The following is a 25,375-nucleotide window of genomic DNA, read 5'->3' as shown; positions in this document are numbered from 1 at the left end:
TAGTTCTCCTGTGTCGGAATTCTGTTCGTTGCCTGGCCGGATCAGATCTCGTCGATCGACGAGGACTCGAAGCGGCTCGAGATGTTGATGCCGAGCTCCTCCGCCGCGCGGAACGCGTCGTCGTCGGTGTCGCGGAGGTTGACAGCCGTGCCGTCCGCCGAGAGCACCTCGACGTTCAGGCAGAGCGACTGCATCTCCTTCATGAGCACCTTGAACGACTCGGGGATGCCGGGCTCCTGGATGTTCTCGCCCTTGACGATCGCCTCGTACACCTTGACGCGGCCGAGGATGTCGTCGGACTTGATCGTGAGGAGCTCCTGGAGCGCGTACGCGGCGCCGTAGGCCTCGAGGGCCCACACCTCCATCTCGCCGAACCGCTGGCCGCCGAACTGGGCCTTACCGCCCAGGGGCTGCTGCGTGATCATGGAGTAGGGACCCGTCGACCGAGCGTGGATCTTGTCGTCGACGAGGTGGTGCAGCTTCAGGATGTACATGTAGCCGACCGAGATGGGCGCCGGGAACGGCTCGCCGGAGCGGCCGTCGAACAGCGTCGTCTTGCCCGTCGAGTCGATGAGCCGCTCGCCGTCGCGCGTGGGGAGCGTCGAGTCGAGCAGACCCGCGATCTCCTCCTCGAACGCGCCGTCGAACACGGGGGTCGCGACCTTCGTGCCGGGGGCGGCCTCGCGGGCCTCCTCGGGCAGGTGTGCGGCCCACTTCGGGGCGCCCTCGACCTTCCAGCCCTGCTGCGCGATCCACCCGAGGTGGGTCTCGAGCACCTGGCCGAAGTTCATGCGGCCGGGGATGCCGAGCGGGTTCAGGATGACGTCGACCGGCGTGCCGTCCGCGAGGAACGGCATGTCCTCGACGGGGAGGATCTTGGCGATGACGCCCTTGTTCCCGTGGCGGCCGGCGAGCTTGTCGCCCTCGGTGATCTTGCGCTTCTGGGCGATGTAGACGACGACCCGGCGGTTGACGCCCGAGCCGAGCTCGTCGTCGCCGTCCTCCGCGTTGAACTCCTTCACCGCGATGATCGTGCCCTGCTCGCCGTGGGGGACCTTCAGCGACGTGTCGCGCACCTCGCGGCTCTTCTCGTTGAAGATCGCTCGGAGCAGGCGCTCCTCGGCCGACAGCTCGGTCTCGCCCTTCGGCGTGACCTTGCCGACGAGGATGTCGCCGGGGCGCACCTCGGCGCCGATGCGGATGATGCCGCGCTCGTCGAGATCCTTCAGCAGGTCGGGGCTCACGTTCGGCAGGTCGCGCGTGATCTCCTCCTTGCCGAGCTTCGTGTCGCGGGCGTCGACCTCGTACTCCTCGATGTGGATCGAGGAGAGGGTGTCGTCCTTCACGAGGTCCTGGCTGAGGATGATCGCGTCCTCGAAGTTGTGGCCCTCCCACGTCATGAACGCGACGAGGAGGTTCTTGCCGAGCGCGAGCTCGCCGTTCTCCGTCGCCGGGCCATCCGCGATGACCTCGCCCTTCTCGACGCGGTCGCCGGCCGAGACCACGACGCGCTGGTTGTACGACGTGCCCTGGTTGGAGCGGTCGAACTTGCGCAGGAAGTAGTCCTGCGTGCCGCCCTCGTCGAGCTGGACCGTCACGACGTCGGCCGAGACCTCGGTCACGACACCGGCCTTCTCGGCCGTGACCACGTCACCGGCGTCGATGGCCGCGAAGCCCTCCATGCCCGTGCCGACCACGGGCGACTCCGAGCGCAGGAGCGGAACGGCCTGGCGCTGCATGTTCGCGCCCATGAGGGCGCGGTTCGCGTCGTCGTGCTCGAGGAACGGGATGAGCGACGTCGCGACCGAGACCATCTGGCGCGGCGAGACGTCCATGTAGCCGATCTCGTCGGCGTGGAACAGGTCGACCTCGCCGCCCTGGCCGCGGCGGGCGAGGACGCGCTCCTGCGCGAAGTGCCCGTCGGCCTTCAGCTCGGCGCCGGCCTGCGCGACGATGTAGTCGCTCTCCTCGGATGCCGTGAGGTAGTCGATCTGGTCGGTGACCTTGCCCGCGACGACCTTGCGGTACGGCGTCTCGATGAAGCCGAACGCGTTGATGCGCGCGAACGAGGCAAGCGAGCCGATGAGGCCGATGTTGGGGCCTTCCGGGGTCTCGATGGGGCACATACGGCCGTAGTGCGACGGGTGGACGTCACGCACCTCGACGCCCGCGCGCTCGCGCGACAGGCCGCCGGGGCCGAGCGCCGACAGGCGGCGCTTGTGGGTCAGACCCGCGAGCGGGTTGTTCTGGTCCATGAACTGCGACAGCTGCGACGTTCCGAAGAACTCCTTGATCGCGGCGACGACGGGGCGCACGTTGATCAGGGTCTGCGGCGTGATCGCCTCGATGTCCTGCGTCGTCATGCGCTCGCGCACGACGCGCTCCATGCGCGACAGGCCCGTGCGGACCTGATTCTGGATGAGCTCGCCGACGGCGCGGATGCGACGGTTGCCGAAGTTGTCGATGTCGTCGACGTCGAGTCGGATCTCGGCGGGCTGTCCGGCGCGGATGCCGTCGAAGACGACGTCGCCGCGGTGCAGGCGCGCGAGGTACTTGATCGTCGCGACGATGTCCTGGACCGTCAGGACCGAGTCGCTGAGCGGGGCGTCGAGCCCGAGCTTCTGGTTGATCTTGTACCGTCCGACCTTCGCGAGGTCGTAGCGCTTCGGGTTGAAGTAGAAGTTGTCCAGGAGCGCGCGGGCGGCCTCGGCGGCGACCTGCTCACCCGGACGGAGCTTGCGGTAGATGTCGCGGAGCGCGTCCTCCTTGGAGAGGATCGTGTCCTTCGAGAGGGTCTCCTCGATCGACTCGAAGCCCGCGAACTCGTTGAGGATGTCCTCGCTCGTCAGGCCCAGCGCCTTGAGGAAGACCGTCACGGACTGCTTGCGCTTGCGGTCGATGCGGACGCCGACCTGGTCGCGCTTGTCGATCTCGAACTCGAGCCACGCACCGCGGCTGGGGATGACGCGCGCCGAGATGATGTCCTTGTCGCTCGTCTTGTCGGGCGTGCGGTCGAAGTACACGCCGGGCGAACGCACGAGCTGCGACACGACGACACGCTCGGTGCCGTTGATGATGAACGTGCCCTTGCCGGTCTGCAGGGGGAAGTCGCCCATGAAGACCGTCTGAGTCTTGATCTCACCGGTCTGGTGGTTCATGAACTCGGCCTCGACATAGAGCGGGGCGGCGTACGTCTTTCCGCGCTCCTTGCACTCGTCGATCGAGTACTTCTCGGGCTCGAGGTAGGGGTTCGTGAACGAGAGCTGCATCGTCTCGCTCAGGTCTTCGATCGGGGAGATCTCCTCGAAGATCTCCTCGAGGCCGCTGATCTCGGGCACGTCGGTGCGGCCGGCGGCCTTGGCCTCGGCGACGCGCGCCTTCCAGGCCTCGTTGCCGACGAGCCAGTCGAAGGACTCGGTCTGCAGCGCGAGAAGGTCGGGGACCGTCAGCGTGTCGGAGATCTTGGCGAACGAGAGGCGGGATGCTCCGCGTCCGTTCTTGGGGGTGGTGGGGTTGGATGCGTTGCGCGCAGCAGCCAAGGGGATTACCTCCGTGGGCCCGGGCGGGGCTCGTTTCCTTGTCGTCAGGGTGGAGTGCTCATTCGTCCCCTACAGCCTTCGCACCACACGCCGCGATTTGCGGGGGTTGCGAGGGCACAGCCGACCACCATATGAGGGCAGGGGGAATCCAAGAGCGCAACTACCCACTATACGCAGGATGAACCGCCGTGTCCAGTCCGATTCTTGACGAGTTTCGGATGCTGCGGTATAACCCGGATGCCGAGCCTCGAGTTCTCTAGACGAGCCAGACCGCGGTCATCAGGTTCGGGTGCCCGGCTTGGCCTCATCGAGCATCCGCAGCACACGCTCACGCATCTCGGGAGAGTACTTCTGATTCATCGTGTTCCATCCTTGCTTCAAGAACGGAGCGAACCCCAGGGCGATTCACCGTCCACGATCGCACCCGGACTGGGATCACGCGGTCTGCGCTTCGAACATGGCCACGACTCGGCGCATTTGGTGGGCGGAACCGAAGATGGCGTGACTACGACCTGTCACCTATCCGTGCAGCAGTCCCTCACGATGCGCGGTGATGTCGCTGGCTGCATGGTCCACAGCGATCGAGCCAGTTGATCTCGGGGATGAGCAGTTTGTCGCGCAACTGGCGCGCGGACGCCGGGCAGGACGCAGGCTCACGCATCTCGGGAGAGTACTCCTGGTTCATCGTGTTCCCTCCTTGCTTCAAGAACGGAACGAAACCCAGGGCGATTCACCTATAGCAGCACGGCCTAGCCCTTCCGCGCGCCTCGGCGTCGCAGGAATAGCTCTCCGAGCCCCCACAGTGCAACAAGCACCAGCCCAGCGCCGAGAGTGAAGGGGAAGCCGACGCCACTCGTAGCCAACAGGAGCAGAACGCTCGCCAAAGGCAGAGTGGCCGCCCAGAGCACGAGCCTCCATCCCGTCAGCTTCATCGAAGCATCAGGACCATTCTCAACGTTCACTAGCTGAGCCCTTCCTACACCTAGAACACCACGAGGCTGCGGAGAAAGCCACCGACAACTCGTGTCACTGTCTTTGCGGTCTGCTTCGTGGCTTGTACGACGGTCTTGGTCACGATGGACCGCGGCACACCTATGCCGCCGCGGAGTGCTGATCCTGCCACGTACGAGACAGCATCAGCGGGAGACGTGCGAACGCCCATCGCCTTGTCGAGCGCAAAATGAGGCACAACCTGAACCATCATCGAGATCGCAGCACCCGCGGCAACTGCACAGCCCAAGCCTGCCGTACCAGCGCACACTGCCGTAGTAAGAGCGACGGTCAGGATGCCAGCACCGATCGACAAGGCAGTGTGTGCCAAGAAGCTACGGTTCTCATAGGCCCATGCACCGAGGTCTCGCACCAGTGTTGCCGATCCGCTCAGCACGTCATTCCACCACGCTCGCCCAGTGAGGTCGTTCTTGCCGATGGGGTCGGTGGGCCAGGTGTAGTCGTTGTCGACGCCGCCTTCGATCGGGTCCACTTGCAGGAACCGGCCCAGGTTGGGCACGTACAGGCGAGCGCCCATCTCGATCAGCAGGGTCGACCCGGCCGTGTCAGCGACCTTCAGCGCCGCCTGGTGCCAACCGGTGTTGCCCGTGACCTGCCCGGTGTCGTCCGCGGCGGCGGTGCCGATCGCCAGGGTCGCCGCATCCAGCGGCTGCCCGTACGGATCGGTCAACAGCAGACTCCCAGTCGAACTGCCGGGGCCGGTCGCCAGCGCGTGCCCCTGCAGGCTCGGGTACGACCACGTCGCCGACGTCGTCGACGTCGCCGTTACCGTCACCCCGCCGGGCAGCGCCGCGGTGCGAGACACCGTCGTTCCGGTCCTCTGCCCCCACGCCACATCCCCTGCCCCGTCGAAGAAGTAGGTCACCGTGGACGCCGGCGCCGAACCCGCCGGGTCGGACGTGCCCGACACGATCCGGCCGGCCGCGTCCCGCTTCACGGCCACGGTCGTGCCGCCCGTGTATGTCGTGCCCGCATGCCGTCCGGCTGCGTCATAGCTGAACTGCATGTCGGCCAGCCGGGTCGTGTTCCCCGCTTGGTCGTAGACGATCTCGGACGCAGCCAGCCCGTCCGCGACCGTGTTCGCCCCCGCCACGAGACCAGTCACGGCGGTCGAGGTGAGTCGATCCGCCCAGTCGTAGCAGTACTGCGTCGAGGTTGTCTGCGGCGTCGCCGACCCCGCAGGCGTGTACACGTCCACCAGAGACGTGCGGTTCCCTGACGCGCCCGCCGCCGTGTTCACCCCGCACCCGCCCGAGCCCTCGAACCCGTAGGTGAGCTGATGCCCCGGAATCACCGCCGACACAAGACGCCCCGCCCCGTCATATCCGTAGGTCGACGTATACGACACCGACCCGCGTGTGACGGACTCCTGCACGATGCGCCCGGATTGCGAGCGCTTCACGGTGTCGGCAATCGTCGCCGACGACGGGAACGTCCAGATCTGACCCGTCACCCGCCCGGCGGGGTCGCGGGTGATCGAACCGAGCGCGGCGCCGCCGTTGTGAGCGACTCCGGCGAGCACCCGGTGTCGCCGATGTCTTCGTGGCGACAGTGCGACCCCACAGGCCGCACGCGAGCCTGCGGGCGGCCGATCGGCCGAGGGAGGTGCGCTCGCCGCCGGGGCGGGCCAGTATATGCACATGACTGGGGCCTCGCGCCCGGTGATCCGCACTCCCGATCAGCGGCTCCGGGTGTTCGTCAGCTCGACGCTGCGCGAGCTCGCAGAAGAACGCCGCGCCGCCCGCACCGCCATCGAACGCATGCACCTGGCCCCCGTCATGTTCGAACTCGGCGCCCGCCCCCACCCCCCACGAGAGCTCTACCGCGCCTACCTCGAACAATCCGACGTGTTCGTCGGCATCTACGCCGAAAGCTACGGCTGGATCGCCCCCGACCAGACCATCTCCGGACTCGAAGACGAATACGACCTCGCCCCACCCGGCATGCCCAAACTCATCTACATCAAAACCGCCGACAACCGCGACCAACGCCTCAAAGAACTCATCGCCCGCATCCAGACCGACGACACCGCCGCCTACCTGCCGTTCCGCTCGGCGGACGAGCTGCAGGAGCGGATCGCCGACGACCTGGCGACGCTGCTCGCCGAGCGATTCGACGAGTCGCGCCTGCCCGACCCCGATCTCGAGCCGGCCGACGCCGTGCCGTCGCTCGTCGCGCGCATCCCCGTGCCCTACACGACGACGATCGGACGTGAGCAGGACATCGCGGCCGTCCGTACGCTTCTGGCCAAGGGGCAGGACCGCGTCGTCAGCCTCATCGGACCCGGCGGCATCGGCAAGAGCCGGCTCGCGATCGAGACGGCCATCGCGACGGAGGACCTCTTCCCCGACGGCGTCTACTTCGTCCTCCTCGAGGGCGTGCTCGAACCCGGACTGCTCCTCCCGACGATCGCGTACACCCTCGGCATCCGCGACAACGGCGAGGCCGCGCTCGAGGAGCGCATCTCGCACGCGCTGGCGGACCGGCGCGTGCTCATCGTGCTCGACAACTTCGAGCAGGTCGTCGACTCCGCCCCCGTGCTCGTGCGCCTGTACACCGTCGCGCCGACCGCGACGTTCCTCGTGACGAGCCGCATCGTGCTGCGCATCCGCGGCGAGCAGGTGTACGAGGTCGCCGCCCTTACGACGCCGGACGGCGCGCAGGACACGCTCGAGCGGGCGCGGCGCTCGACGGCCGTCGCGCTCTTCGTCGATCGCGCGCAGGCCGCGAAGCCGGGCTTCGAGCTGACGGAGGAGAACGCCGCCGACGTCAGCGCGATCTGCCGCCGGCTCGAGGGGCTGCCGCTGGCGATCGAGCTCGCGGCGGCGAAGATCCGCCTGCTCCCCCCGCACGGCATCGCGCAGCGCCTCGAACAGAGCCTTCCGCTGCTGACGGCGGCGGTGCGCGACCTGCCCGAGCGGCACAGGACGATGCGCGCGACGATCGAGTGGAGCGTGAGCCTGCTGCCACCCGAGCAGCGCGCCCTCCTGGAAGACCTCGGCGTCTTCGCGACGAGGTTCACGCTCGAAGCGGTCGAGGCACTCGGCGCGGCCGCGGACCGCGTCTGGGACGGCCGCGGGATGGACGGCATCGCAGCCCTCATCGACGGGTCGCTCGTCAAGCAGACCGAGATCGACGGACGGTCGGTGCTGTCGCTGCTGTCGATCGTGCGCGAGTACGCGATCGGGCGGCTCAAGGAGACGGGCCAGGCGGACGCCGTCCGGATGGCGCACGCGGACTACTACACGGGTCTGGTCACGAGCATCGCGCCCGGTCTGCGCGGCGCCCGCCAGGCGGAGGCCGTCGCACGGCTGGGGCTCGAGCTGCCGAACCTGCGGGCGGCCGTGCGGCACCTCATCTACACGGACCGTCTCGACGACGCCGGCGACTTCGCCTGGAGCCTGCTCATCTACTGGTGGATCGCGGGGTTCTTCGCCGAAGTCCGGGTGTGGATGCTGGAGCTGCTCGGCAAGCAGCAGCCCATCACGCAGCACACGCGCGCAGTCGCGTGGTTCTTCGCGCTCTGGGGCGAGCTGTGGCAGCACCCGTCGGAGGGGGTGGTCGCGGGGCTCGCCGAGTGTGTTCGGCTGTTCACGGACAGCGGCGACGAGGATGCCGCGGCGATGGCCACGGCCGCACGTGCGACGGCGCGGGTGCAGCTGCCCGAGCCGGACGTCGGGAAGGCCGCCGAAGAGCTCGCCGCCGCCGTCGACAGGCTCCGCGCGCTGGGAAACGGCTGGGCCGAGGCCATCACGGAGGTCTCGCTCGGCCGCCTGAAGTGGCGGACGGGCGACGCCGACGGCGCCGGCGAGCACTTCGACCGTGCGAAGGCCGTCGCCGACGCGGGCGGCGACCTGTTCACCGCGTCGATCGCGAGCAACCAGCTGTCGCGTCTGCAGCTGCTGCGCGGCGAGCTCGACGGCGCGGAGGACGAGCTGGTGCGCACGCTCAAGCTGTCGGTCGCGCTGCACCACGAGGAGGGCGTCGCCTACGGGCTGGAGGGGCTGTGCGCGATCGCCGCGCTCGACGGCGAGGCGTGGCGCGCGGGCGCGCTGTCGGCGGCGGCTGCCGCCATCCGCCACCGCATCGGCGTGTTCGACGTGGAGGCCTTCACTGTGCACACTCCGCACCTCGAGGCCGTACGGTCGACCGATCCCGCCGCCGTCGCCGCGGGAGAGGCTGCGGGCGCGGAGATGCGCGTGCCCGAGGCGATCGCCCTCGCGATCCCCGACGAGCAGCGCACGACCCTCGAGGACAACCTCGCGAACTGGTGAGATCCGCTCGGCCGGGGCGGGCGCGGTCCGTCGGGTCACCGCGGCGGGCGCGGTCCGTCGGGTCACCGCGGCGGACGCGCGTGCCGGAAGCGGATGCGGGTGCCCGGCCGAGCCTGCGCGAGCCGGTCGAGCGAGGCGTCCGTCACGACCGCGATGACGGGATAGCCGCCCGTCACGGGCCCGTCCGCGAGCAGCACGACGGGACGGCCGGCGAGCGGCACCTGCACGGCCCCGGGCACCATGCCCTCGCTCGGCAGCTCGCCGTCGCGCGTACGAGCGAGCTCGGGTCCGTCGAGGCGCATGCCGACGCGGTCGGCGTCGTTCGTGACGGTCCAGGCCTGCTCGAACAGCGCCGCGAGCGCCGAGGGCGCGAACCAGTCCGCGCGCGGCCCGGGGGCGAGCTCGATCTCGACCTCGTCGTCGTGCGGCGCGCCCCAGGGCGCGATGCCGGGCACGGGGATGGGCGCGGACGCGGTCCCGACGGCGAGCGCGTCGCCCGCGTGCAGCGGCGCCGGTCCGAGCCCCGCGAGGACGTCGGTCGCGGACGAGCCGAGCGCCGTCGCCGTGTCGACCCCGCCGCGAACGGCGAGGTAGGCGCGCGCGCCATGCGCGAACCAGTCGAGGTGCAGCTCCGCTCCCGCCGGCCAGGCGTGCGCTTCGTAGGGGTCGACGTCGCGCCCGTCGAGCTCGACGCGGCCCCACGCCCCCGCGATCGCGAACCACGTGTCGCGCTCCGCGACCGCGCGCAGGCCCCCCATCGTGACCTCGACCCCCGCCGCGTCCTCGGGATTGCCGACGAGCCTGTTGGCCGTGCGCAGAGCGGAGCGGTCGAGCGCACCCGACGGCGCGACGCCGAGGGATGCCGCTCCCGCCCGCCCGAGGTCCTGCACCGTCGCGAGCAGCCCGGGGTCGACGATCCGCAGCGTCGCATCCGCACCTCCCCGCACCGCGTCGGCGCCGCTTCCGTGCACCCGCGGCGCATCTGATCGGCGCGGATGCACCGATGTGGCGCGGTCGGGTTGCGGCGGCGGCGCGGCCGACGCGCGCGCCGCGCCGCGCACGGCCCGGAACCGCACGCGCGTGCCGGGGGCGAGGAGCGCGGGGGACGCGGCATCCGGATCGAACAGCACGGCGCGGGTCGTCCCGACGAGCCGCCATCCGCCCGGCGTCTCGCGCGGGTACGCCCCCGCGAAGCCCGCTGCCACGCCCACGGACCCTGCGGGAACGCGCGTGCGCGGCGTCGCCAGTCGCGGCACGTCGAACGGCCAGTCCGCGCTCACGAGATACCCGAACCCCGGGGCGAAGCCCGTGAACGCGACGGTCCAGACGGCGTCGGCGTGCCGGCGCACGAGCTCGTCGGCGGTCACGCCGAGCAGCTCCGCCGTCTCGCCGAGATCGGGCCCGTCGTAGGTCACGTCGAGCTCCACGACGGCGTCGACCGCGGAGCGGGATGCCGCGACCGCGGGCGCGTGGGCGATCCACGACCGCGCCGCCGAGACGCTCAGGACACCCGGATCGATCCGCACGAGCACCGTGCGGGCGGCGGGGACGAGATCGACCACGCCGTCCGGACGGGATGCCGCGAGCCGCGCGTGCAGTGCGAGCACGTGCTCGAGCGATGCCGTCTCGACCAGGAGCGCGCGCTCCCCCATCGGCAGGATGCGCGGCGCGGCGCCGTCGCTCACCACGGCGCGCGCACCCCGATGCCCGCGGCGTCGAGCGCCGCCCGCACGGCGCGCGCCATCTCCACCGCCGCGGGGCTGTCGCCGTGGAGGCACAGCGAGACGGCGTGCGCCTCGATGAGCGATCCGTCGACGGCCTCGACCGTGCCCTCGAGAGCGAGGCGGATGGCGCGAGCGGCGACCGCGTCGGGGTCGGCCAGCAGCGCCCCGGGCTCGCCGCGCGCGACGAGCGCCCCGTCCGGCCGGTACCCGCGATCGAGGAATGCCTCGCGCAGGAACGGCAGACCGGCCGCCGCGGCGGCGCGCGAGATCTCGCCCTCCAGACCCAGCACGGGCAGCGCGCGGCCGAGGCGGTCCGAGGCGTCGGCGACCGCGCGGGCCACGGCATCCGCCTGCGCACGGCTCTCGCGCACGGCGTGGTAGAGCGCACCGTGCGGCTTGACGTAGCGCAGCTCGGCGCCTGCCGCGAGGAGGGCCGCCAGCTGCGCGTCGATGTCGGCCCGCAGGTCGTCCGGCGACGGGTCGCGCCGGACGCGACCGAAGCTCTCCGCGTCGCGGTATGACGGGTGGGCGCCCACCGCGACGCCGAACCGCGCGGCCCGCGCGACGGCGGACCGCATCGATGCGGCATCCCCCGCATGCCCGCCCGAGGCGATGCTGGCACTCGAGATGACGGCGAACATCGCCTCGTCGTCGGCGGTCGGGACGCCCTCGACCGTCTCACCGAGGTCGGCGTTGAGGTCGATCGTCGCCATGCGACAACGGTAGCGGCGCCGCGACGACCCGGCTCCGCGTTACGAGTCCGTAAAGCATCGCGCCCCGCGGGTGCGCGGCGTCCCCCTCCGGGGCAGGATGGTCGCATGCCTTCGCCCTCAGAGCGCCGCTCGAGCCCGTCCCCGCTTCTGCAGGTGCGCGACCTCGCGGTCGACTTCCGCACGATGGACGGCGCCGTGCACGCCGTCGAGGGCGTCGACCTCGACCTCGGAGAGGGCGAGACGCTCGCGATCGTCGGCGAGTCGGGATCGGGCAAGTCCACGACGGCGATGGCTGTGATCGGGCTGCTCCCCGGCAACGGCACCGTCGTCGACGGCAGCATCGTGCTCGAAGGGCGCGACCTCGTGGGGGCGCCGGAGAGCGTCATGCGCAGCGTCCGCGGCCGCTCCATCGGCCTCGTCCCCCAGGACCCGATGTCGAACCTCAACCCCGTCGCGAGGATCGGTACGCAGGTCGCCGAAGCCCTCCTCGCGCACGGCCTCGCGACGAAGAGGGACGTCGACCGCAAGGTCGTCGAGACGCTCGCGGCGGCGGGCCTTCCGGATGCCGAGCGGCGGGCGCGGCAGTATCCGCACGAGTTCTCGGGGGGCATGCGCCAGCGCGCGCTCATCGCGATGGGCCTCGCGTGCAATCCCAGGCTCCTCATCGCCGACGAGCCCACGAGCGCGCTCGACGTCACGGTGCAGAAGACGATCCTCGACCAGCTCGAGCGCATGACGAGCGAGCTCGGCACGGCTCTCATGCTCATCACCCACGATCTCGGGCTCGCGGCCGAGCGCGCGCAGCGCGTCGTCGTCATGCACCGCGGACGCATCGTCGAGCAGGGCCCTGCTCGTCAGATCCTCGAGGACCCGCAGCACGCCTACACGCAGGCGCTCGTCAAGGCCGCGCCGTCGGTGGCCGCCGTGCGGCTGCGCCCGGAGGTCTTCCGGCGGGCATCGGCGGGCGGTCCCGTGGCCGCCGAGGCCGCTGCTCCCGCACCCGTGGAGGTCGTCGAGCGCGTGACGGATGCCGCGGCATCCGTCGCCGACAACATCGTCGAGGTCGAGGGCCTCACGAAGGTCTTCCCGATCCGCGGTCAGAAGGAGGACTTCGTCGCGGTCAAGGACGTGTCGTTCGTCGTGCCTCGGGGCGAGACGGTCGCGATCGTCGGCGAGTCGGGGTCGGGCAAGACGACGACGGCGCGCATGCTCCTGAAGGTCATCGAGCCGACGAGCGGCAGCATGCGGTTCGACGGCGAGGATGTCGCCCAGCTCAAGGGGAGGCAGCTGCGCGCGTTCCGCCAGAAGGTGCAGCCGATCTTCCAGGACCCGTACTCGTCGCTGAACCCCATGTTCACGATCGAGCGTCTCATCCAGGAGCCTCTCGACTTCTACAAGCGCGGCTCCTCGAAGGACCGTGCGGCGCGCGTTCGCCGGCTGCTGGACGATGTGGCGCTGCCGCAGACGATGCTGCGCCGCTACCCGTCCGAGCTGTCGGGCGGTCAGCGTCAGCGCGTCGCGATCGCGCGCGCTCTCGCGCTCTCGCCCGACCTCATCATCTGCGACGAGCCCGTCTCGGCGCTCGACGTGCTCGTGCAGGACCAGATCCTGCGCCTGCTCGGCGACCTGCAGCGCGAGTACGGCCTCAGCTATCTCTTCATCTCGCACGACCTCGCCGTCGTCCGGCTCATCTCGGACTGGGTCTGCGTCATGAAGGACGGCGAGCTCGTCGAGGCCGCGTCGTCCGAGGAGATCTTCACCAACCCGCGCGACCCGTACACGCGGCGCCTGCTCGCCTCGATCCCGGGCAACGAGCTCGACATCGCCGTCTGACGGGGGATGCCGCGCCGCGGCGTCCTCCCACTCCCGCGAGCGGCGGACGGCCGGCGGAGGGCGGAGGGCATCCGCGGAGCCCGCGGCGGGACGTCAGCGACCGCGCGTGCGCGGGTCCATCGCCTCGCGCAGGGCCTCGCCGAGCAGCGTGAAGCCGAGCGCCGTGATCGTGATGCAGATGCCGGGGAGGAACGCGAGCCACGCGTTGACCGCGAGCTCGAGCTGCGCGTAGGCGAGCATCCGACCCCACTCGGCCGTCTGCGGCACGCCGCCGCCGAGACCCAGGTACGACAGGCCGGCGGCCTCGATGACGGCGGTGGCGAGCGTCAGCGTCGCCTGCACGATGACGGGTCCGACGGCGTTGGGGAGCACGTGGCTCATCGTGATGCGCCCGCGGCCGAGGCCGAGGGTCGCCGCCGAGAGCACGTAGTCGCTCGAGCGCTGCTGCAGCATCGAGGCGCGCAGCAGCCGCGCGAAGATCGGCACCTGCGCGGCGCCGATCGCGATCATGAGCGCGAGCGGCGTCTGCCCCATGATCGCCGCGATCGACACGGCGAGAAGCAGGCTCGGCACCGAGAGGAGGATGTCGACGAAGCGCATCACGAGGGTGTCGACCCAGCCGCCGAACGTCGCCGCCAGCAGACCGAGGACCATTCCGCCGACGAACCCGACGACGGTCGACACGATGCCGATGAGCAGAGACGCCCGCGCGCCCCAGACGAGCTTGGAGAGCACGTCGCCGCCGAAGCGGTCGAGCCCGAGGGGGAAGCCGGGGATCTCGCCCGGTCCGGGGATGTGACCGGGCGTGATGTAGCGCTGACCGGGGAGCGCCTCGGGACCGTACGGCGCGAGCCACGGCGCGAAGATCGCGACGAGGATGAAGATGCCGATGATGACGGCGCCCACCCACACGCTGGGATTGCGGCGCAGGCGCCGGAAGACGTCGCGCCAGAACCCTCCGCCCTGGGTCTTGGCCTCGAGCAGCTGGCGATCGATGATCGCCGTGTCGTCGACGGGGCCGCCCGACGGGGCCGGTGGCAGGACCGCGGAGCTCATGAGGGGCCTCCGATCGGAGCGAGCGTCATCCCTGCACCCTCACTCTCGGGTCGATGAAACTGTACGACACGTCGACGGCGAGGTTGATGAGCGCGTACAGGACGGCGATGAAGAGGATGAACCCCTGCAGCACGGGGAAGTCGCGGTTGAAGATCGCGCGGTACAGGAACGAGCCGATCCCGGGGAACGCGAACACCGACTCCGTGAGGATCGCGCCCGACAGCAGCAGGCCCACCTGCAGGCCGATCGTGGTCACGACGGGCAGGAGCGCGTTGCGCAGGATGAACCGCCCGCGGATCGTCCCCTGCGACACGCCCTTGGCACGTCCCGTGCGCACGTAGTCGGCGTTCTGCACCTCGAGCACGGCCGCGCGCGTGATGCGCACGATGATCGCGAGCGGGATCGAGGCGAGGGCGATGCCGGGGAGGATCAGGTGCAGGAACGCGTCCCACGCGGCATCCCACTCCCCCGTCAGGATGCCGTCGAGAACGTACAGGTTCGTGTAGTGCGTCGCATGAAGTCGCGGGTTCTGGCGTCCGTCGGAGGGGAGCCAGCCCAGCTGCACCGCGAAGAGCCACTTCAGCATGAACGCGAGGAAGAACACGGGGATCGTGATGCCGAGAAGGCTCGCCCCGACCGCCAGGTGGTCGGCCGCCTTGCCGTGCCTGCGGGCCGCCCAGTAGCCGATCACGATGCCGAGGACGACCGCGACGATGATCGCGAAGAGGGTGAGCTCGAGGGTCGCGGGGAAGCGCCGTGCGAACTCCTCCGTGATGGGGCGCTGGGTCTGGATCGACACGCCGAAGTCGCCCTGCACGAGCCGCCCGAGCCAGGTGAAGTACTGCACGATGAGCGGCTGGTTGAACCCGTACAGCTCGTTGATCTCCGCGACGCGCTCCGGCGTCGCGCGCTCGCCCAGCAGAGCGACCGCGGGCCCGCCGGGGAGCGCCCGCACCCAGAAGAACAGGAGGACGGTCAGCCCGAACAGGGTCGGGATGAGCAGGAGGAGTCTCCTGCCGATGGTGCGCAGCACGTGTGGGGCTCCGGGGTCGGTGGGCGATGGTCGAGGGTGCGGGATGCCGCGACCCGCGCGCCCCGATCCTGTGCGTCGGGGCGGCGGGCCGCGGCATCCGCGGCGGTCGTGCTACTCGCTGAGCTCGACCATGTTGTAGACCTCGTCCTGGACGGGGCTTGCCGGGTACGACGTCACGCGCGGATCGAACGCGAGGGTCGGCACCGGGTGCGCGAGCGGGACGCCGGGCAGGAACTGCATGATCTGCTCGTTGATCTCCTCGTACGCGGCGCGCTGCTCGTCCTCCGTCGCGAGCCCGCGCGCCTCGGTGAGGGCGGCGAACAGCTCGGGGTTGTCGAAGCCCCACTCGTTCGTCGGCAGGCCGAAGAACGTTCCCACGAAGTTGTCGGGGTCGTTGTAGTCGCCCGTCCATCCGAGGAGGTGGATGCCGTGGTCCGAGCCGCCCTGGATGAGGTCGAGGTACTCGACCCACTCGTTCGACACGGGGTTCAGCGTGATTCCCACGGCCTCGAGCTGCGTGCTCAGGTTCGTGAAGATCTGCTCGGGGTTCGGCATGTACGGACGCGAGATGTTCACGGGGTAGTTGAACGTGATCGTGAGCGGGTTCTCGTCGGTGTAGCCGGCCTCGGCGAGGAGCGACTTGGCGAGCTCGGGGTCGTACGCGTACTCCGTGACCGAGTCGTTCCATCCGATGACCGAGTCCGGCATGAACTGCGTCGCGGCCTCCGTGCCCTCGGGGAGCACCTGCGCGATGAGCGCGTCCTTGTCGATCGCGTGGGCGATCGCCTCGCGGACCTTGGGGTCGGACAGGCCGGGCGCGGCCTGGTTCATCCCGAGGTAGAGCACGTTGAACGGCGCTCGGTTGACGAGCGTGAAGCCCGCGTCGTCGAGAGCCTGCAGGTCGGCGGGCGCCACGAGGTCGTAGCCGTCGATGCTGCCGGCCTCGAGGGCCTGACGGCGGGCCGTCGTGTCGCCGATGACGCGGAAGATGATCTCCTGCACGTCGCCCTGCTCGCCCCAGTAGTCGTCGAACGCCGAGAGCGTCGTCTGCTCGCCAGGCTCGATCGAGTCGAACTTGAACGGCCCGGTGCCGGTGGGGTGGCCCTGACCGTACTCGCTCTGGATCGGCGCCTCCTCCGTGCCGCCGATGTCGTCCGCGCCGTACTCCTCGAGTGCCGTCGGGCTCTGGATGGAGAACGACGGGAGCGACAGCGCCGGGATGAACCCCGCGAAGGGCTGCGTCAGCGTGATCGTCGCCTGGTAGTCGCTGTCGGCCGTGCAGCTGTCGTAGATGGAGTCGTCGCCGAAGCCTCGCATGATGACGCCCCAGTAGTACGCCATGCTCTGGGATGCCGCGACCCCCGTGAACGCGTTCTGCCGGTCGAAGTTGAAGCAGACGGCGTCGGCGTTGAAGTCAGTGCCGTCGTGGAACTTGACGCCCTCCTCGAGCGTGAAGACGTACGTCGTGGCGTCGGGCTGCTCCCAGCTCTTCGCGAGCAGCGGAGCGGGGTCGGCCGTGCCGGGCACCGTGCCGACGAGCCCTTCGAACATCTGACGTGCGACGCGGAAGGTCTCGCCGTCGCTCGCGAACGCGGGATCGAGGCTGGCGGGGTCGCCCGACGCGCCGAACACGAAGGTCGAGTCGACGTCGCTGCCCTCGCCGGTGTCGGCGTCGTCGTCGCGCTGGCTCGAGCAGGCGGTCAGCGCGAGCGCGCCGATCGCGACCGCCGCGACGCCCGCGAGCAGACGCCTTCTGGAACTGTGGAGCATGCTGTGCACCTTCCATGGGATTCCGGACGGAGCCACTGCGCCCCCGGTCCGGGTGGGGATGATGGTCCGACGCTACCTGTGTGACGCCTGTGTGTCGGTTACGCCTTTGTCTCGATCGTGTTTCGGCATCCCCGGATTCCCTCGGATTGGCGAACTGCTCACCGCAAGCCCCGATGCGCAGCGCAATGTGCCCAGTCCGCGTCGTCGACGGCGGGTTGCGGGCTGGCGCATGGCGCTAGCGTTGAGACATGGCGCGAGCGCGACACGAGCCCGGCGATCAGCCGCAGACCCGGCTCTCCGACGGCGCGATCGCGCGCATCGTGCGATCGGGTTTCACGAGCGGCTTCGAGCTCGAGGTCGCAGGCACGCCCCAGTCGCACGTCGACCTCGACGATCCCACGCACCTGCACTTCGAGTACATCGCCCGCATGGGCGCCGTCGTCGACAGGCTCAGGATGCCGCGCCAGCCCCTCACGGCCGTCCATCTCGGCGCGGGGGCGCTCACGCTCCCCCGCTACGTCGAGGCGACGCGGCCCGGCTCGCGCCAGCAGGTCATCGAGCTCGAGCCGGCCCTCGTCGACCTCGTGCGCGAGCACCTCCCGCTCCCGCGCGGCGCGTCCCTGCGCGTGCGGATCGGCGACGCCCGCGAAGGTCTCGGGCGGCTCCCCGACGGGCTCGTCGGCGCCGTCGACCTGCTCGTGTCGGACGTGTTCTCGGGCGCGCAGACGCCTGCGCACCTCACGACGATCGAGTTCTACACGGCGGCGGCCCGCCTGCTCGCCCCCGACGGCGTGCTGCTCGTGAACGTCGCCGACGGCGCGGGACTCGCGTTCGCGCGCCGGCAGGTCGCGACGGTCCGCGCTGTGCTGGAGCACGTGATCGTGCTCGCCGAGGTGCAGATGCTCAAGGGGCGCCGGTTCGGCAACCTCGTGATCGCGGCATCCCGCTCTCCGCTGCCGACGGAGTGGCTTCCGAGGCTCATGGCCGCGGGACCGCACCCCGCGAAGGTCGCGCAGGGTGCAGAGCTCGAGGAGTTCGCGCGCGGAGCGCGACCCGTCACGGACGCCGACGCGACGGCGTCGCCGAAGCCCGCGGCATCCCTGTTCGAACGCTGACGGCGCCCGTTCGCGGCGTGCCGAGGCGGTCGTCTCCCGGGGGACCGGGCACACTGGGATGCGAGCCGCGCGGAGAGGAGTCGACAGTGAGCTACATCAAGGGATACGACCCCGACACGCTGCGCGAACAGGTCGATCCGCGGGCGTGCAAGGAGCGTCTCGACGAGATCGGCGAGCAGCGGAGCCTGCCCGCCCTGCTCGAGCGCGTCTGGCTGCTGAAGGTCCTCGGACGCCTGGAGGATGCGCTCGTGCTCTCGGAGCAGTCGGTGCGCGTCGCGCGGATGGCGGGAACGCGCAAGGATCTGCTGCGCGCGCGCATCCTGCACGCGTCGGTGCAGGCGTTCCGCGGCGCCTTCGCCGCCGCCGAGCAGGAGCTCACGATGTGCGCCGACGAGGCCGAGGGCCAGGGCTGGTCTGCCATCGCCGCCTTCGCGTACCAGCATCGCGGCAAGGCCCGCTACGACGCCGAGGAGTTCGACGACGCGCGTCGCGACTTCAAGCGCGCGCTGTTCCTGCGCCAGGAGACCGGCGCGCCCGACGATCAGCTCGAGTCGACGCTGCTCGCGATCGACGCGGCCGATCGGCGCCGCGCGCAGGTCGTCGCGAGCTGACTGTCGGCGGCGGCGGGTATTTTCGCATCATGTCGGAGCTCGATCGCGTGCGCCAGTGGGGGGAGGCGCTCATCGCGCTCCACCTCGACCCCGAGTGGACGTTCGCGTTCGACAACGCGAAGCGCCGCGCGGGCCTGTGCGACTACACGCGCAAGCGCATCTCGGTCTCGCGGTATCTCTCGGCCCGCTTCGACGACGACGCCAACCACCAGACGCTGCTCCACGAGGTCGCGCACGCGCTCGCGGGGGCGGATGCCGCGCACGGCCCGGTCTGGAAGAAGACGGCTCGCGACCTCGGCTACGTCGGGGGCGTGACGCACCGAGGCGAGACCGCGACCGAGCTCGCGCCCTGGATCGGGATGTGCCCCGCGGGCCACGTCGCGTACCGGCACCGCCGGCCGACGCGCGCGACGTCGTGCGTCACGTGCGCGCCGCAGTTCGACGACCGGCACCTGTTCCGGTGGGTCAGGCGCGACATCACCCCCGCGACACGGCTTGCGGCGATGACGCCGCGCTGACCCTGCGGGCCGGCGCCGATCAGAGCGCGCGGAAGAACCCGTCGCGAAGCACCGGCACGGCGGCGGAGGCATCCAGCGACGCGGCGGAGGCGACCTCGGCCGCGAGGCCGCGCTCAGCGAGCTCACGTCCCGAGCCGCTCGCCGACATCAGGTGCCGCACGGCGCCGCGCAGCGCACGGAAGCTCTCGCCCGCGGCCGCGGCCTCGGGAGAGCAGTGGTCGATGCCGAGATCTCCGAGGGCCGCGACGACGGCGCCGGCGCCGAGCAGATCCTCGACGGCGAAGCGCGGGGAGGCCGGCGCGCCCTCGCCCGCCGCGATCACGGCGACGCTCGTCCGCGCTCCGCGACGCACCTGCTCGGCGAGCACGGCCCTCGCGACGGCGGACGCGTTGACGATGCCGCCGAGCAGCACGAGAGCCGGCGCCGCTGCCGCCGCCTTCGCAACGGCGGCGCCGTCGATCGAGCTCGCGCCGGCCGCGGCATCCAGCGCGACCGTCTCGCCGCGCTCGGCCGCCGCCGTCACGGTCGACGAGCAGAGCAGGACGTCGACCACGACGACGACATCCGACCGCGCGAGGCGCGCGACGCCGTCGACCCCCCACTCCATGCGCACCTGGTAGGCGGACTGATCGAACGGCGAGGGCATCGCACAAGCCTATGCAGGAGCGCTGTGCGCGAGACTTGTCGGCATGCGCATCCTCCTCAAGCTCGTGGTCGACTGCGATGCCGACGCCGCGTGGCGCGCTCTGCACTCCCCTCGCGCCGTCGCGGAGCTGTACGGTCCGCTCGTCGACCTGTCTCCTCTCGAGTCGAGGGGGCTGCCGACCACGTGGGAGCCCGGCGCCGACGTCCCCGTGCAGCTCTCGGTCGGCGGGCTCGTGCCTCTCGGGCGGCAGCTCATCCACGTGAGCGAGATACGCACCGCCGATGCTCACGGACCCGTCCGCGTCTTCCGCGACAGCGGCATCCCGCTCACGGGCCCGCTCGCGAGCCTCGACGTGTGGGACCACCAGATGGCCGTGTCGCCTGCGCCCGGCGACCCGGCCAGGACGCTGTGGCGCGAGCGCCTCGTGATCGGCGGTCCGACCGCGGCGGCACTGTGGCCCGTGCTGTGGAGCACGTGGCAGTGGCGCGGCGCGCGCATCGCGGCGCTCGCGCCGACGTGGGCGCACGACCCGGAGCCCGAGACGCCATGACCGAGTACGTCGTGCGGGCCGCGACGCTCGACGACGCCGCGCCGATCGCCCGCGTCCAGGTGCAGGCGTGGCACGAGGCCTACACGGGGCGCATGCCGCAATCCGTGCTCGACGGCCTGGGCGTCCAGAAGCAGACCCGCATGTGGGAACGGGTGCTGCGCGGAGAGTTCGCGAGCCCCGGATCGGGCGTCTGGGTGGCCGAGCAGGGCGGCGAGGTCGTCGGGTTCGCGAGCGCCGGCGCGTGTCTCGACCGGGATGCCCTCCCCGGCCGGATCCAGCTGTACGCCATCAACGCGGTCGCCGCGCACCACGGCTCGGGTGTCGGACAGGCGCTTCTCGATGCCGCGATCGGGGATGCCGCGGCGTCCCTCTGGGTGCTCGACGACAACCCGCGCGCCCGCGCGTTCTACACGCGCAACGGGTTCGCGCTCGACGGCGCCGTGCAGGACGACGACACGTGGGGCGAGCCGATCCGCGAAGTGCGGCTCGTGCGATCGGGCCGGTAGCGTTCGGAGCCCCGGGGACGCGGAAGCGGACGGATGCCGCCGCGAAGCCTGCCGCGGCATCCGTCCTGGCGCGCTCCCGATGCGCGCCTACTCCGCGAGCGCCTCGACGGGCGCGACGCGGGTCGCGAGCCGCGTCGGGACGACGGCGGCGACGAGCGTGAGGACGGCGGTCGCGACGACGACGACCACGGTCGGCCACAGCGGCAGCGCGGGCACGACGAGGGTGCTCGCGGGCCCGGTCGCATCGGGGCTCGTCGGGATCGAGCCGAGGAGCGACTGCGCGCCCGCCCACCCGTACGCGAGGCCGAGGACCAGGCCCGTCGCGAGCGCGGCGATCGTGATGTGCGCGGCCTCGAGCAGGACGACCCGGCGCACCTGCGCGTTGGAGAGCCCGAGCGCCCGCAGAAGCCCCAGCTCGCGCCGGCGCTGCACGACCCCGATCGTGAGGAGGTTCACGAGCCCCACGGCCGCGATGACCGCCGAGACGGCGACGAGCCCCATCATGATGCCCGCGAACGCGTCCATGATGGCGCCGAGCTCGGCGGGCAGCCGCCCGCCCGCGGTCGCCGTGAAGACGGCCTTCGCCGACTCGATCGCGACCGCGAACATCATGACGAGCGTGACCCCCATGACGACGCCGATGGCCATGCGGCTCGACCGCTCGGGGTACCGCAGCGCGTTCTCGGCGGCCAGGCGCGCCTGCGCCGATCGGCCGAACAGCCGGCCCACGAGCCGCAGGACGGGAGGCATGACGAGCGTCGCGCCGAGGGCGAGGCCCGTGAACGACAGGATGCCGCCGAAGAACGCGACGACCACTCCGAGTGGATGGAGGAGCCCCAGCGCGATCCCCGCGGCGAGGAGGGCACCGCCCGCGACGAAGAGGGCGACGGCGGCGACGTTGCGTCCCGTGCGGCGCATGACGGCGTGGTGGGATGCCTCGACCGACCCGCCGAGTGCCTGCAGAGGCGTGACGGCGAGCACGCGGCGGGACCCGGCCCACGCGGCTGCCCATGTCGTGAGCGCGACGATGCCGGCCGGGATCACGAGCTCGGGTCGCACGACGTCGTACGAGACGTCGCCGAGGTCGAGCATCCATCCCGCCACCTGCACGCCCGCCGCGGCGACGACCGTCCCCCCGACGAGCCCGGCGAAAGCGCCGAGCCCTCCGACGACGAGTCCCTGACGCCCGACCTCGGCGCGCTGCGAGCGTGCCGACGCGCCGATCAGACGCAGGAGCGCGATGCGCCGCGTGCGACCCGCGACGATCGTCGAGAACGTGTTGGCCGTCACGATCGACGCGACGTACACCGCGACGCCGACGAGCAGCAGCGTCAGGAAGCTCAGCACGAACGCGAGGGTCTCGCTGTCGCCGATGTACGGGTCGGCGCGCAGCATCGCGGCGATGTAGCCGGTCGCCGAGATGAGGACGACGCCGAACGCGCTCGAGATGGCCGCGACGAGCACCGACGCGCCCATGCCGCGCTCGCGCAGACACGAGAGGGCACCGGATGCCGCGGGCCGCGGCATCCGGACGTCCACCGCCGCGGCGGTCACGCCGTCACCGCCGGGACCGTGGACGCGGCGCCCAGCTCGGTCGCGAGCATGAAGGCCGACAGCTCCTCCGCCGTCTGGCGGGGCTTGTCGGCGACGATCCTGCCGTCTCCGAGGAACAGGACGCGGTCGGCGTGGCTCGCCGCGATCGGGTCGTGCGTCACCATCGCGATCGACTGCCCGTGGTCGCGGCTCGCGGCCTGCAGCAGCGCGAGCACTTCGCGGCCCGTCCTGGAGTCGAGGTTTCCCGTCGGCTCGTCGGCGAAGACGAGATCGGGCGACGTCGCGAGCGCACGGGCGATCGCGACGCGCTGCTGCTGCCCGCCCGACAGCTCGTGCGGACGGTGGCGCAGGCGCGGGCCGAGTCCGAGGGACTCGACGAGCCCGTCGATGCGCGCCCTCTCCAGCGCCGTGGGGCGCCGCCCGTCGAGGTCGAACGGGAGCAGGATGTTGCTCAGCGCGTCGAGGGTCGGGACGAGGTTGAACGCCTGGAACACGAACCCGACCCGGCGGCGCCGGAGGATCGTGAGCTCGAGGTCGGAGAGCTCCGTGATCTCGGTGTCGCCGATCCAGGCGCGTCCGCCCGTAGGGGTGTCCAGGCCCGCCATGATGTGCATGAGCGTCGACTTGCCCGAGCCCGACGGGCCCATGATCGCGGTGAACTCCCCGCGGCGGATGCCGACCCCGACGCCGTCGAGCGCGCGGACCTCGCCTTCGCCGGAGCCGTAGGTCTTCGTGAGGTGCTGCACCCGGGCCGCGAGGCCCAGGTCGGTCGATGAGATCTGCATGACTTCGACGGTACGAACGCCGCGCGGCGCCCCGCGTCGCCCGCGAGTGCCATCCGCGTACATCCGGAGGATGATTCCGCCGTCACCCAGGACTGGACCCCCGCCCGACAGGCCGGGAGAGGATGCCGCACCCGGGCGTGTCGCCGGAACGAGCAGTCATGCGAACCCGGGCCGCCGGGGTCATGCGAGCCCGTGCTCGAACGCGAACACGACGAGCTGCACGCGGTCGCGCAGGCCGAGCTTGGTCAGGATGCGGCTGATGTGCGTCTTGACGGTCGCCTCGGAGAGGAACTCGCGCGCGGCGATCTCGGCGTTCGACAGACCCCTCGCGGCGAGCGCGAAGATCTCCCTCTCGCGCTCGGTGAGCTCGCCGTACACGGCCGGCACGGGCTGCGACACGGGTCCCGCGAAGTGGGCGAACAGGTCGCGTGTGGCGGAGGCCGCGATGACGGCCGATCCCGCGTGCACCGTGCGGATGGCGGCGAGGAGCAGCTCGGGTTCGGCGTCCTTGAGGAGGAACCCGCTCGCCCCCTGGCGGATCGCGCGGGCGGCGGCCTCGTCGAGGTCGAACGTCGTGAGCATGACGATCCGCGGAGGATCGGCATCCTGCAGCAGCTCCGCCGTCGCGGCGAGCCCGTCGAGCACCGGCATCCGGATGTCCATGAGGACGACGTCGGGCGTCGTCGCCCGGACGACCTCGATCGCCTCGCGCCCGTCGGACGCCTCTCCGACGACGTCGAGGTCGGGCTGCGACGACACGAGCATGCGGATGCCGGCGCGGAAGAGCGCCTGATCGTCGACGAGGACGACCCGGATCGGGCCGCTTCCCCGTGCATGCGGCTCGCTCACACGGCACCTCCGAGCGGGATCGCGGCGCGGACGACGAACCGATCGCCCTCGTGCCCCGCGTCGAGCCGTCCGCCTGCGAGCTGTGCACGCTCGCGCATGCCGATGAGCCCGTGTCCGCGCTCGCCCGAGATCGCGCGCTCGCCATCGGCCGCACGGTTGCGCACGGCGAGCTCGACGCGTCCGGGACGCCACGCGAGCGACACGTCGACAGGCCCGCCGTCGCCGTGGCGCAGCGCGTTCGTGAGCGCCTCCTGCAGGATGCGGTACACGGCCAGCTGCGCGGCCGCGGGCGGCTCGCCCAGCGGCGCGGGGTCGACGTCGACCCGGAGGTCGACGCCCGCGGCGCGCACCTGGGCGTACAGCTGCTCGAGGTCGGCCAGGGTCGGCTGCGGCCCGTCGGCCTGGCTGTGCCGCAGCTGAGTCAGCAGGAGCCTCACGTCGGCCAGCGCCGACCGCGCGGTCGACGAGATCGTGCCGAGAGCCTCCGTCGCGGCCGCGGGGTCGGATGCCGCGGCGTACCGCGCCCCGTCGGCCTGGGCGATGACGACCGCGAGCGAATGCGCGACGACGTCGTGCATGTCGCGGGCGATGCGCGTGCGCTCCTGCTCGGCGATCGTCTCGGCCTCGGCCTGCCGCTGCGCACTGCGGTTCTCTCGCGCGCGCAGCGCCGTGCGCACGAGTGCGCCGGTCGTCCACGAGAGCAGGAGCGCGAACAGGGATGCCACGAGGATCGCCGCGACGAGCGAGAGCGACTGCAGCGACAGCGAGCGGCCGATCCCTCCCGTGACGAAGACGTACAACGCGATGACGCCCGCCCCGACCACGGCGGAGGCGAACCCGAGCCAGAAGACGAGGCGCGATCCGTATGCGGCCGTCACGTAGAGGACCCCGAAGATGGCGAGATCCGTGATGCTGGGCGGCCGCAGCATCGCCATCTGCACGAGAGCCCCCGCCCACGCGACGGTGAGGGCAAGGCCCGGGGAGAGCCGGCGCACGCCCAGAGCGGCCGAGAACAGCACGACGACCAGCGCCGTTCCGAGCGCGTTGTAGGCGACCATCCGCCCCGCCTCGAGCTCTGGCCGCACCACGATCGCCGCGAACAGCGCCGCCAGGCCCACGTCGACGACGAGCTGGTACGTCTTGAGCGGCCGGAACACGCCTTCACGCTACGGGAGGGCGCGGGCTGCGGCATCCGTCCCGCGATGTAGGCGCCGTCGCCGCGGCATCCGTCTCGCGATGTATCCGGGCATCCCATTGACGCGTCCCCCTCGGCCCGTGACGATGGCGG

19 protein-coding genes are annotated in these 25,375 nt (G+C 71.2%); 7 read left to right on the top strand and 12 right to left on the bottom strand.

The genetic code is table 11. The annotated features are described in order from the left end of the window. Positions 1–41: 41 nt before the first annotated feature. A complete protein-coding gene (gene rpoB, locus FHS08_RS09655) occupies positions 42–3,539 on the bottom strand; it encodes a DNA-directed RNA polymerase subunit beta (RefSeq protein WP_167038420.1) in 3,498 nt (1,165 codons plus the stop codon). A 982-nt stretch (positions 3,540–4,521) separates the two neighbouring features. Continuing rightward, positions 4,522–6,072 (bottom strand): RHS repeat-associated core domain-containing protein, encoded by a 1,551-nt coding sequence (locus tag FHS08_RS09650; RefSeq protein ID WP_167038418.1) that lies wholly within the window; start codon positions 6,070–6,072, stop codon positions 4,522–4,524. Positions 6,073–6,190: 118 nt separating this feature from the next. Here FHS08_RS09650 and FHS08_RS09645 point away from each other — a divergent pair, with 118 nt between their 5' ends. Continuing rightward, the gene (locus FHS08_RS09645; protein WP_167038416.1) at positions 6,191–8,824 is read left to right on the top strand and encodes a DUF4062 domain-containing protein; all 2,634 of its coding nucleotides are present in this window, start codon (positions 6,191–6,193) and stop codon (positions 8,822–8,824) included. Between the two features lie 62 nt (positions 8,825–8,886). Here the strand turns inward: FHS08_RS09645 and FHS08_RS09640 are convergent, their stop codons facing one another. Both FHS08_RS09640 and FHS08_RS09635 read right to left on the bottom strand, forming a co-directional pair. Further along, positions 8,887–10,509 carry a 5-oxoprolinase subunit B/C family protein gene (locus tag FHS08_RS09640; RefSeq protein ID WP_341800379.1) on the bottom strand — a complete coding sequence of 541 codons (1,623 nt, stop codon included), beginning with the start codon at positions 10,507–10,509 and terminating at the stop codon, positions 8,887–8,889. Then, the gene (locus tag FHS08_RS09635; RefSeq protein ID WP_167038414.1) at positions 10,506–11,261 is read right to left on the bottom strand and encodes a 5-oxoprolinase subunit PxpA; all 756 of its coding nucleotides are present in this window, start codon (positions 11,259–11,261) and stop codon (positions 10,506–10,508) included. The genes FHS08_RS09640 and FHS08_RS09635 overlap by 4 nt, the downstream gene beginning before the upstream one ends. Positions 11,262–11,366: 105 nt before the next feature. On the opposite strand from FHS08_RS09635, the gene FHS08_RS09630 reads away from it, so the two are divergent. Further along, the gene (locus FHS08_RS09630; protein WP_167038412.1) at positions 11,367–13,094 is read left to right on the top strand and encodes an ABC transporter ATP-binding protein; all 1,728 of its coding nucleotides are present in this window, start codon (positions 11,367–11,369) and stop codon (positions 13,092–13,094) included. Between the two features lie 93 nt (positions 13,095–13,187). Here the strand turns inward: FHS08_RS09630 and FHS08_RS09625 are convergent, their stop codons facing one another. From FHS08_RS09625 to FHS08_RS09615, 3 genes are all read right to left on the bottom strand, one after another. Then, positions 13,188–14,150 carry an ABC transporter permease gene (locus FHS08_RS09625; RefSeq protein WP_167038410.1) on the bottom strand — a complete coding sequence of 321 codons (963 nt, stop codon included), beginning with the start codon at positions 14,148–14,150 and terminating at the stop codon, positions 13,188–13,190. Between the two features lie 25 nt (positions 14,151–14,175). Then, complete coding sequence (locus FHS08_RS09620) at positions 14,176–15,183, bottom strand: ABC transporter permease subunit (protein ID WP_167038408.1); 1,008 nt, start codon at positions 15,181–15,183, stop codon at positions 14,176–14,178. Between the two features lie 111 nt (positions 15,184–15,294). Beyond that, on the bottom strand, positions 15,295–16,953 hold the full coding sequence (locus tag FHS08_RS09615) for an ABC transporter substrate-binding protein (protein WP_167038406.1): 1,659 nt from the start codon (positions 16,951–16,953) through the stop codon (positions 15,295–15,297). Positions 16,954–17,201: 248 nt separating this feature from the next. On the opposite strand from FHS08_RS09615, the gene FHS08_RS09610 reads away from it, so the two are divergent. The 3 genes from FHS08_RS09610 (at position 17,202) to FHS08_RS09600 (ending at position 19,197) form a co-directional block, all read left to right on the top strand. Next, the gene (locus FHS08_RS09610; protein ID WP_167038404.1) at positions 17,202–18,068 is read left to right on the top strand and encodes a spermidine synthase; all 867 of its coding nucleotides are present in this window, start codon (positions 17,202–17,204) and stop codon (positions 18,066–18,068) included. Positions 18,069–18,154: 86 nt separating this feature from the next. Then, on the top strand, positions 18,155–18,679 hold the full coding sequence (locus tag FHS08_RS09605; protein ID WP_167038402.1) for a hypothetical protein: 525 nt from the start codon (positions 18,155–18,157) through the stop codon (positions 18,677–18,679). A 29-nt stretch (positions 18,680–18,708) separates the two neighbouring features. After that, on the top strand, positions 18,709–19,197 hold the full coding sequence (locus tag FHS08_RS09600; RefSeq protein ID WP_167038400.1) for a SprT-like domain-containing protein: 489 nt from the start codon (positions 18,709–18,711) through the stop codon (positions 19,195–19,197). A gap of 19 nt (positions 19,198–19,216) precedes the next feature. Here FHS08_RS09600 and FHS08_RS09595 read toward each other — a convergent pair whose 3' ends face one another. After that, on the bottom strand, positions 19,217–19,843 hold the full coding sequence (locus tag FHS08_RS09595) for a 2-phosphosulfolactate phosphatase (protein WP_167038398.1): 627 nt from the start codon (positions 19,841–19,843) through the stop codon (positions 19,217–19,219). 43 nt (positions 19,844–19,886) lie between these two features. Here FHS08_RS09595 and FHS08_RS09590 point away from each other — a divergent pair, with 43 nt between their 5' ends. Continuing rightward, positions 19,887–20,393, top strand: a complete 507-nt coding sequence (locus FHS08_RS09590; protein ID WP_167038396.1) for a hypothetical protein — start codon at positions 19,887–19,889, stop codon at positions 20,391–20,393. Continuing rightward, positions 20,390–20,899, top strand: coding sequence for a GNAT family N-acetyltransferase (locus tag FHS08_RS09585; protein ID WP_167038394.1), 510 nt, complete (start codon positions 20,390–20,392; stop codon positions 20,897–20,899). Before FHS08_RS09590 ends, FHS08_RS09585 begins: the two co-directional genes overlap by 4 nt. Positions 20,900–20,986: 87 nt before the next feature. Here FHS08_RS09585 and FHS08_RS09580 read toward each other — a convergent pair whose 3' ends face one another. The 4 genes from FHS08_RS09580 to FHS08_RS16610 all read right to left on the bottom strand — a co-directional run bounded on the left by FHS08_RS09580 (position 20,987) and on the right by FHS08_RS16610 (position 25,244). Continuing rightward, a complete protein-coding gene (locus FHS08_RS09580; protein ID WP_243847460.1) occupies positions 20,987–22,426 on the bottom strand; it encodes an ABC transporter permease in 1,440 nt (479 codons plus the stop codon). A gap of 23 nt (positions 22,427–22,449) precedes the next feature. Then, on the bottom strand, positions 22,450–23,238 hold the full coding sequence (locus FHS08_RS09575; protein WP_167038392.1) for an ABC transporter ATP-binding protein: 789 nt from the start codon (positions 23,236–23,238) through the stop codon (positions 22,450–22,452). Between the two features lie 180 nt (positions 23,239–23,418). Next, positions 23,419–24,087, bottom strand: coding sequence for a response regulator (locus FHS08_RS09570; RefSeq protein ID WP_341800378.1), 669 nt, complete (start codon positions 24,085–24,087; stop codon positions 23,419–23,421). Then, complete coding sequence (locus FHS08_RS16610) at positions 24,084–25,244, bottom strand: sensor histidine kinase (RefSeq protein ID WP_341800377.1); 1,161 nt, start codon at positions 25,242–25,244, stop codon at positions 24,084–24,086. Before FHS08_RS16610 ends, FHS08_RS09570 begins: the two co-directional genes overlap by 4 nt. Positions 25,245–25,375 lie beyond the last annotated feature (131 nt).

This window comes from Microbacterium ulmi, from assembly GCF_011759705.1.
GTDB classification, from domain to species: Bacteria; Actinomycetota; Actinomycetes; order Actinomycetales; family Microbacteriaceae; genus Microbacterium; species Microbacterium ulmi.
Note: the sequence above shows the minus strand (reverse complement) of the source record. Positions and strands in the feature narration are given on the sequence as shown.